Annotated in this window: 3 protein-coding genes and 3 pseudogenes; 4 read left to right on the plus strand and 2 right to left on the minus strand. The window is 70.0% G+C overall.

The window, feature by feature from the left end; genetic code table 11:
* The first annotated feature begins 478 nt into the window (after nucleotides 1-478).
* On the plus strand, nucleotides 479-1,603 hold the full coding sequence (locus ACFVYL_RS24565; RefSeq protein WP_389719482.1) for an acyltransferase family protein: 1,125 nt from the start codon (nucleotides 479-481) through the stop codon (nucleotides 1,601-1,603).
* On the plus strand, nucleotides 1,600-1,959 hold the full coding sequence (locus tag ACFVYL_RS24570) for a GNAT family N-acetyltransferase (protein ID WP_389719484.1): 360 nt from the start codon (nucleotides 1,600-1,602) through the stop codon (nucleotides 1,957-1,959). Before ACFVYL_RS24565 ends, ACFVYL_RS24570 begins: the two co-directional genes overlap by 4 nt.
* A gap of 20 nt (nucleotides 1,960-1,979) precedes the next feature.
* On the opposite strand, the pseudogene ACFVYL_RS24575 reads toward ACFVYL_RS24570, so the two are convergent.
* A pseudogene (locus ACFVYL_RS24575) lies at nucleotides 1,980-2,408 on the minus strand (RNA polymerase subunit sigma-24); the annotation flags it as partial.
* Between ACFVYL_RS24575 and ACFVYL_RS24580 the strand changes: the two are divergent.
* Nucleotides 2,405-2,704 (plus strand): annotated as a pseudogene (locus tag ACFVYL_RS24580) (carboxymuconolactone decarboxylase family protein); the annotation flags it as partial. The pseudogenes ACFVYL_RS24575 and ACFVYL_RS24580 overlap by 4 nt on opposite strands.
* Nucleotides 2,705-2,842: 138 nt before the next feature.
* On the opposite strand, the gene ACFVYL_RS24585 reads toward ACFVYL_RS24580, so the two are convergent.
* Nucleotides 2,843-3,016 (minus strand): CsbD family protein, encoded by a 174-nt coding sequence (locus ACFVYL_RS24585; protein ID WP_389719485.1) that lies wholly within the window; start codon nucleotides 3,014-3,016, stop codon nucleotides 2,843-2,845.
* A 252-nt stretch (nucleotides 3,017-3,268) separates the two neighbouring features.
* Between ACFVYL_RS24585 and ACFVYL_RS24590 the strand changes: the two are divergent.
* Nucleotides 3,269-3,613 (plus strand): annotated as a pseudogene (locus tag ACFVYL_RS24590) (PRC-barrel domain containing protein); the annotation flags it as partial.
* Nucleotides 3,614-3,764: the final 151 nt, after the last annotated feature.

Raw genomic sequence — 3,764 nt, forward strand, 5'->3', positions numbered from 1 at the left:
TTTCGTTTTGCGCGCCGGCGGCCGTTTGTTTTCGGGCATGTTAGTGCTAGGTTGGGCCCCCCCGCCGGGGCTCGGCGCGGGGCCCCCAGTTCCGGGGGGGGGCCCCGGCCTCTCCCGCGTCACCCCCACGCCCGCCGCACCACCCGAACGAGCGCAGTTCACCGGCGCGCACCGCGTACTCCGCCGCCCCAGGCCGTCCTGCGTCACGTCGCCCCGGGCCCTCGCCTCCGACCGCGGACTCGCCACCCACCGGCCCGCGACCTGGGCAAAAGAATTCGCCGCACCGCCCACCGAACCTTTGGGCCGCACCCGGACCGTCATATGGCGGCTGTATCGCACGGGTGTGCCTGGGGTCAGAGGAGTTTTACGCGGCTGTAGAAGTATGGCTAGGGTGCCGGAGAAGCCCAGGTTCACCGTGCCCAGGTCCACTGTGGGAGGCACCTTGAAGGAGCCGTCACGGCCGACAGGCCGCCATGCGATGCCGCTGCCTCCTCAGCGGCCCGCCGTGAGTTCGGCTCCCGCCGAGCGCGCGGTCCCGGAGCAGAGACCCGCGCGGCCGACCAAGCGGCGGGACGCTTTCTTCGACAACGCCAAATACCTGGCGATCGTCCTCGTCGCCATGGGGCACGCCTGGGAACCGCTGCGCGGGGACAGCCGGGCCGCCGCCGCGCTCTACATGACCGTCTACACCTTCCACATGCCGGCGTTCATCGTCATCTCCGGCTACTTCTCGCGGAGCTTCGACGCGAGCCCGAACCGGATCAGACGCCTGGTCACCGGGATCGCCGTGCCGTACGTGATCTTCGAAGTCGCGTACACGTTCTTCAAGCGGTGGGTGGGCGGCGACCCGGACTACCCCATCAGCCTGCTCGACCCCTGGTACCTGACCTGGTTCCTGGCCGCACTGTTCATCTGGCGGCTCACGACCCCCCTCTGGAAGATCGTGCGGTGGCCGCTGCCGCTCGCGCTCGCCATCGCCGTCCTCGCGTCCGTCTCCCCGGACATCGGCGACGACCTCGACCTGCAGCGCGTCCTGCAGTTCCTGCCCTTCTTCGTGCTCGGCCTCGTCCTGAAGCCCGAACACTTCCAGCTGGTGCGCCGCAAGGAAGCCCGGCTGCTGGCTCTGCCGGTCTTCGCCGCGGCGCTGGTCTTCGCCTACTGGGCGGCGCCCCGGGTGAGCGCGGCATGGTTCTACCGCCGCGACAGCGCCCAGGAGCTGTCCGCGCCGGGCTGGGCGGGCGTCGTCATGACACCGGCCATGTTCGGGTGCTCCCTGGTCCTGGTCGCCTGCTTCTTCGCCTGGGTACCGGGCCGCAAGCTGTGGTTCACGGCCCTGGGCGCCGGGACGCTCTACGGCTACCTCCTGCACGGCTTCCTCGCCAAGGGCTCCCGCTTCGGGGACTGGTACGAAGCCGACTGGCTCCACCGGCCGCTCGGTGAGATCACCGTGACCCTCGTCGCCGGCACGGTGATCACGCTGCTGTGCACGCCACCGGTGCAGCGCATGTTCCGCTTCACGATGGAACCCAAGATGGAATGGGCGTTCAGGCAGGACGCCGCCGCCCTGGCCAAGGGCCGCAGACCGGGCCGCGGAGCCGAGTGAGCAGCCCGGCCCGGCCGCCCGCCGTCCATTTCGAGCACGCCGTCGAGACGGCGCCCGCGGGCCGCCGGGCCCTCACCATGCTGGACCGTTCCGACCGGCCGGTCGGCTGCCTCGAATATCAGGTCTGCCACCCGTGCCGACGCGGCTACATCGGCAACATCGCCGTCGCCACGCACTGGCAGGGCCAGGGCCTCGGCCGCCACGCCCTGCACACGGCCATGGCCGCGGGTGTGGGCTACACCTGGTCCACGTCCCGGCAGACCGCCGAGGGCAAGCGCTTCTTCGCCGCCATGGAGGACGAGCTGGAGATCGCGTTCCCGGCGTGCGGCGTGCGGTGCCCGCACATGGCGCCCTGATGGCGCGCGGTGGCCTGCGCTCAGCGGCTCACCACAGTTTCCTGTGCGAGGCGGGACAGCTTCTCGGGGTTGCGTACGGCGTAGAGACCCGTGATGAGACCGGCGTCGATGCGCACCGCCAGGACGGTGTCGATCGCGCCGTCGAGCCGGATGATCAGCGCGGGGAATCCATTGATCTGCACCGGCTGCAGCAACGCGGTGGCGTCGATCCTGCTCAGCACGGCGGCCACCGTGTCGACGCCCTCGACGGGCGCCGTCGCGGCCCGCACGACTCCGCCGCCGTCCGTCAGCAGGACGACGTCCGGCGCGATCATGTCGAGCAGGCGCCGCAGATCGCCGGTCTCGATCGCCTGCTGGAGCGCGGCGAGCGCCTCGCGGGTCTCGGCCCGGGAGACGGCCTCCCGCAGCCTTCGCGCCGCGACATGGGCCCGCGGCCGGTGGGCGATCTGTGGGGGAGTCCTCGACCCGGCTCCACCTGGTCGCCACGTGGCGTCATTCCACCGTGTTCACCGAGGCCGAGCGGGCGGCGCTGGCCCTCACCGAGGAGGGCACGCGGATCGTTGACGCCTACGAGGGCGTGTCCGACGCGACCTGGGCCCTGGTGCGCAAACACTACGACGACGATCAGGCGATCGCGCTCGTCTCCCTGATCGCCATGATCAACGCGACCAACAGGCTCGGCGTGATCCTCAACAACCAGGGGGGCTCTTACGAGGCCGGTGAGCTGGCCGGAGTGGCGAGCTGAGCACCGCTCTGCGCGGATAGGGGTCGCGGCAACGCCGGTGGGGCGGACTCCCTCACGAGGAGCCCGCCCCACCGGCGTCACATGCTTCGGCCGACTGATCGACTGATCGACAGTACGATTGATGGACCGGTCGGCACCCTAGCGCTTGCCGACGTCCTTGACCTTCTCCTTGGCCTGGCGGGCGTCGCCCTTCATCCGCTCGGTGCGACCCTCGGCGGTGAGGCGTTCATTGCCGACGGTGCGGCCCGCGGTCTCCTTGGCGGCGCCGGTGGCCTGTTCGGTCTTGGCCTTGGCCTTCTCGTTGGCGGTCATGATCCGCTCACGCTCCCTTGGCTTCGACATCACGTGCTGCAGTTCGCTTGACCGCTGACCGTGACCGCAAACATCGCCGCGGCGATCGGATCCGCCGGAGGAGCAGTGGCGGTTCGGACAGGTCGGCCATCGGTTCGCAGGTATCTGTTTAGTGATGTCCGCGTCGGAGAACCGGGGGGTGTCGCCGGAACGGACGCACGGTGCATCCCCGCACCGACCGACCGCAAGCGACCGATACACGGAGGTACCACCATGACCGAGAACATCTGGCACTACCCGGCCAGTGCTGGTCACACTCCCGACGCGGACCTGACGGGCTACAAGGTCGAGGCCACGGACGGCCACATCGGCAAGGTCGACAAGCACTCGCAAGAGGTGGGTTCGCAGTACATCGTCGTGGACACCGGTGTGTGGATCTTCGGCAAGGAGGTCCTGCTGCCCGCGGGCACCATCATCGGGATCGACGTGGAGGCGAAGACGATCCAGGTCGCGCGGACCAAGGAAGAGATCAAGAACGCCCCCGAGTTCGACAAGAACAAGCACCTCGGTGACGCGGGCTACCACGATCAGGTCGGCACGTACTACAGCTCCCACCGGCCGGCCACCCCCGGCTCCCCGGGCACGCCGGAAGCCGGCCCGAGGCCTCCGGGCCCCGCCACCTTCTGAGCGGACGCCCAACCGCTGACGGAAAGAGGCCGGGGCCAGGTTCGGGGAGGAGGCGGGGGCGCCGAGCCAGCCGAGCGCACCG

Source organism: Streptomyces sp. NPDC058308 (genome assembly GCF_042880275.1).
GTDB lineage: Bacteria > Actinomycetota > Actinomycetes > Streptomycetales > Streptomycetaceae > Streptomyces.